Genomic DNA, 5,049 nt, shown 5'->3' on the forward strand with positions numbered 1-5,049 from the left:
TATAAAAAAGGCTTCCAATCTGATTGGAAGCCTTTTTTATATTTATGTTTTTTTTAGAATAAACTTATCTTCTGCCACCACTCGATGATCTACCCGAAGCTGCTGCGCTAGAGCCACTACTTGACGATCGAGAACTACTAGAACTTGAGCTACTGCTTGTAGACTCTACTTTAGGTGTAGAGGTGGTAGTTGTAGATCGCGAAGAATCGCTGGTACGAGTTGAGCTGGAGCTTGACGATGTACGACCGCTACTAGAGCTAGAGGTACTGCTTGCAGGTCTTGTGTAACTGGTTGTTGATGAACTTGAGCTTCCACTTGATACTTTACGGCTACCACTCGTATTGTATGACGATTCGGTTCTTGCAGGTGTAGATGTTGTTGATGTACTACTTGGTCTTGAATAGCTGGCTGATGAACTTGAGCTACCTGTGTTATAGGCTTTGCGGCTGCCTGACGATGAACTTGTCGTTTTTACCGGATCCGAAGGACGCACCGAAACTGCACTGGTTCTGGACGAAGTATTATTCGTAGAACTTCTGTCGGGACGGTTACTGGTACTGCTAGTCTCAGTTCTCTTCTCTGTCGATCTACCATTGGATGATGACGATGACGATGAGCCACTACTTGGGCGAGTACTTGTTCCTCTATCTCCCTGTGCTGCTGCAGATGATCCGGGACGACTGCTTCCTGACGTGTTAGGACGGCTTTCGCTAGGTCTGTTACCACTTTCAGGCCTGGTAGATGTGCCACTTCCTGGTCTGCTCGATTCGCCGCTGTTACCCGGTCTGGTAGGTCTATCGTTATTGCCAGGTCTGTTATTCGGTCTCTCGTTATTTCCGGGTCTACTTGGTTTGCCACTATGAGGAGGTCTGCTAGGACGATGTCCAGGTCTGTTTCCGTTTCCACCATCAACAATAATTATAGGACCACCCATAGGAGGTAATATAGCCGGAGGACCCATTGCGGGAACAAATGGAATGTCATCGTATAGGAATTCGTACCCTGTTAAGTAATCGTTCCAAAATTCGAGAGCGTATACTTCATTCTGAAAATTACGGTATTGAAGTACTTCCTGCACTCCGTCGTGTGTATAGTTTACAGCAAGTACTCTTTCGGGATAACCCAATAGATAGGCAACATCCTCTTTGCCCATTCCTACAGTAAGGTCGTTCATCCGATCCACATATTGAGTCGTTCCACAAGCTGTGAGTATTACAGCTAAAGAAAGTATAAATAATATCTTTTTCATATGTGTTACGCGTTAGTTAGAAATTTTTTTCATCTATACCCATTAGAGTGTAAGTTGAACAAAAGGTTTAAAGCGATTAGCAAATTATCACAAAGATATTATTATTCTTATAGATTTTTGGGCATCTGATGAGAATAAGATGATATAAATTACAAAAAAAAGTATGGCTCCGGCATTAATTCATGACTAATAGACAAAACTCGGTTTGTATATTACCACTCGTTATGTGCCATTCCGCTTTTCATGGCATAATTGTATTTGTCTTTATCGAATGTAAAGAGTGTAGCTGATTTGCAACCCCATTTTTTAGAAACTTCATCTAGTTTTACGACATAACCCGTAGCTAACATTTTTCGCTGAAAGTTTCTTCTGTCTAATTTTCTATCCAATATAGTTTCGTATATGATTCGTAAATCGGACATGGTAAATTTTTCAGGTAAAAGCTCGTATCCGATCGGAACGGTGGTTATCTGAGAGCGTATCGATTTAATCGCTTTTTCTATTATCTTGTTATGATCGCCGTATAGTTGTGGAATTTCATCTATCTGAAACCACTCTACTTTCTCGTTTTCGTTTGAATAGATTTTAAGCTTAGAGTAGTCGACCAGTGCATAATAGCCAATGCTTACAAACCTGTCGAGCAACCAATGAGGCGTGCTTATGCCAACATTCTCCAAGATATTTTTGTTCTCTTCCGGATTTACTCTTAGGGTATCGCCGAAGAGATAAAATTGTTTCAGATAAATTTCGCTAAGTCCCGTTCTCTCAGAGAGAAGGCGATGGGCTGCACAATTTACATTTTCATCTAATAATACAAATCCACCGGGGAGCATCCACGTTGAATTAGCCTTGAACTTGTTAAGTAGAATTTTTAGGATTCCGTTATGAAATCCAAATATGGTGCAATCAATAGAGATACTAGGCAAAAAAGGATTTGTTTTTTCTTCCAGACGATATCTGTGATCAAGCGAGTTTTCTGTTCCCATGGTGGTATTCTTATAGATTTAAGTGATCAAATTTAAAGAGTACTTTTTGATTTTCTCTCTGTTTTGAAATATTTAACGATAAATGCAGAGGAATAGATTTGCATAATTATTGTTTTTTTAGATGTATGATGTTTGAGCATAGTGTATTATGTGCTATATTATTTTTTTGTTAAAAGTGTTTTTAAGACAAGAAGAAGGTGTAAGATGGTTTGTTAAAATCATGCCTATACCTTCGCTTCTCCTTCTATTCTCTATTTTTATTATTTAGAACTTGACATAATGCCCGAATCGTTGTCTGAGTTATTAAGTCTTTTGTCTCCACCTTTGAACTGTCGTCCGAAGTTAACATTAAAAGATGCTTTTATATAAATCAGTTGAGTGAGGTTCTCTGTATATACCTTCGATTGGGTAGGTATCATAGCAGACCAATTCTGATCGTTTCTTTTGTATGTGCCTCCAAAGGGGTTGAATGACCCGAGGATGATGGAGTAGTTTGGTTTATTGTAGCCAAAACTGATGGAGTGTATACGTTCTCCCGACTCGAGTGTTTCGCCATAAAAATAGTCCCAAGGAGTATATATCATAAAGTTGGCAACCCAGTTTTTATAATTACCGTCTATCGACAAACGCATATATTTGTTGGTATAGGTATGTGTGTAATTGCTGCCTTCGCTTATATAGCGGTTTATACCGGGTGTGAATGCTATTGTAAGTCGGTCTTTTATAGGGCGGAAGCGTAGAGTAAGTTCGCCACCCAATTGGTGATGTGCTTTTTGATTTTCGTAGGTACGTATAAATTTACCTTCTTCAAAAAGTATGGTTTCTGCCACCGGATTGCGTTGATAGTTGTATTGAAGAAATAGATCTACCCCAAACATTCCTTTATCATATCCTGCTGTAATGTTGTTGCTATAACCTTGAGACATTCTCAGGTTAGGGTTTCCTCGGCGTATTTGTAGCGAATCTATTATTTGCTCTACGGCATTGAGGTCGCCCAGCGATGGGGTATTTCCCCAGATATTTACTTTGTAACGGACAAATGTTTTGTCGCTAATGTTGTAGGTTACACGTGCCGATGGGCGGAAAGAGTATCTCTCTTCTACGTCTTCGCCTTGGCTGTAATAAGAACGTATTCCTCCTAAGCTTGCTACATAGTTGAATTTACCTTTTTGAAATTGGTATTCAGCATATACATAAGTTTCAGCAAGATTCATGGCTACCTCGGCTATTGTATTGCCTGTATATTCGTTTCGTGTAAATACCTGAGCATGTTTTAAACCCGTTGTAAACTTGCCTTTCTCTGTTTTTTTCTCGTAGATACCTTCTGTTATCAGCGAATATTTATCGCCCGATATGTGCGATTGAATGTCTGTAATAGGTTTTTCGTCTCTCCACTCTTCATAGATACGGTTGTTTTTGGAGTTGATGTAAGTTCCTACCACATTCACTATTATAAGCTGGTCTTTCTTAAGATTTCGTTGATAGTAAACGTCTAACGATGGAATATTAGTTTTCTCGGACGAAAGATCGGAGATAGAAAGCGGTACGCTATTATCTGATGTTGTTATACTACTGTTTCTGTTGGTATATAAGTTGGGGGAATTGTTGTATGAATTTCTGAAAGTTACATTCAGAAAGTATTTGTCAGCTTCCATTAAACTATAATTCAGAGCAAGGTTCAGATTGTTATACTTAAAAAGAGTAGGTTCGCCAATCTCGTTTCTATGTAATGTTCTGTCAGGGAAATTAAAGGTTTCGCTATTCGTCCGTGTCCATTCCAATTTACGATATCCCCAATAAGCATTCATCCCGAATTCCGATTTTCGATGGTTTACTTTTACTGATAGATTGTCTTCTGCAAAACCTGTGGAGCCAATGATATTCATCAAATCGCCATGTATGTTTCCTCCCGACTCTCGGCGGCGTACAATATAATCTAATACGGCTGATGCACTGCCATAACGAGCACCGGGATCGTCGTGATATTCTATACGGATAATATCCGAAGGAGTGATGGCTCTTATCTCTTCGTTGGTAGTCAGTGCACCGTTGATACGTAGCTGTACCTCGCCTCTGCCCGAAGTGGTAATTGAATTATCTATGGGGTTTATGTTGATACGTGGTAGTTGCAACTGTTGCAGCAGATCGAGTCCGTTAGTAGATGTTTTTATCTGGCTTTCGGATGGGAATATCAATTTTCGGTCGGCTTTGTCTATTACCGATTGTGCGGTTACAGTTACAGTATTCAGCGCTACGGATGAGGGCTCTAGTGTAATGTTTCCCAAATTGCTGTCTGTTGCAGGATTCTGTACAGGAACATAAGATGTCTCATATCCCATGTAAGATATTGATACCAAATAATTGCCCGTAGGATTAACTATATCGAACAATCCGTTTGCATCGGAATTGACTCCTTTTACAAATGTAGAATCGCTTTGGAGCAATGTTACGTTTGCATATTCAATTGGCTGAGCGTTGGTCTTATCAACCACCTTCCCCGATATTTTTATTTGCTGTGCCGACAATGTGCTTGCAATTGTCAGGTAAATTATGATTAAGGGCAATATTCGTTTCATGTTTTTTAATTTTATATGTCTATATGACGAATCAATTGCCTTTTTGGTTACGATGTTTATCATATATTTTTTACCATAATACTAAGTATTAGCCCTTGTTTGTAGATAAATGGTTTATTATTATTTGTTTATCAATTTTAATAAAATGTCATTTGTTTTCTTTTTTATAATAAAATTAGTAAAAACGGCGAGTTATACTTGTTTGGCGGGCTTAACTATAAGTAAGTATGATATATGT

At 38.9% G+C, this 5,049-nt stretch carries 3 protein-coding genes; all 3 read right to left on the reverse strand.

The features are described from left to right. Positions 1 to 64 precede the first annotated feature (64 nt). The 3 genes from HGC4_RS18795 to HGC4_RS04055 all read right to left on the reverse strand — a co-directional run bounded on the left by HGC4_RS18795 (position 65) and on the right by HGC4_RS04055 (position 4,811). Positions 65 to 1,249 carry a membrane lipoprotein lipid attachment site-containing protein gene (locus HGC4_RS18795; RefSeq protein ID WP_050708843.1) on the reverse strand — a complete coding sequence of 395 codons (1,185 nt, stop codon included), beginning with the start codon at positions 1,247 to 1,249 and terminating at the stop codon, positions 65 to 67. A 212-nt stretch (positions 1,250 to 1,461) separates the two neighbouring features. Further along, on the reverse strand, positions 1,462 to 2,235 hold the full coding sequence (locus HGC4_RS04050) for an NUDIX hydrolase (RefSeq protein ID WP_050708844.1): 774 nt from the start codon (positions 2,233 to 2,235) through the stop codon (positions 1,462 to 1,464). Between the two features lie 260 nt (positions 2,236 to 2,495). Beyond that, positions 2,496 to 4,811, reverse strand: a complete 2,316-nt coding sequence (locus tag HGC4_RS04055; RefSeq protein WP_050708845.1) for a TonB-dependent receptor — start codon at positions 4,809 to 4,811, stop codon at positions 2,496 to 2,498. Positions 4,812 to 5,049: the final 238 nt, after the last annotated feature.

The organism is Dysgonomonas sp. HGC4 (assembly GCF_001261715.1).
Lineage (GTDB): Bacteria > Bacteroidota > Bacteroidia > Bacteroidales > Dysgonomonadaceae > Dysgonomonas_A.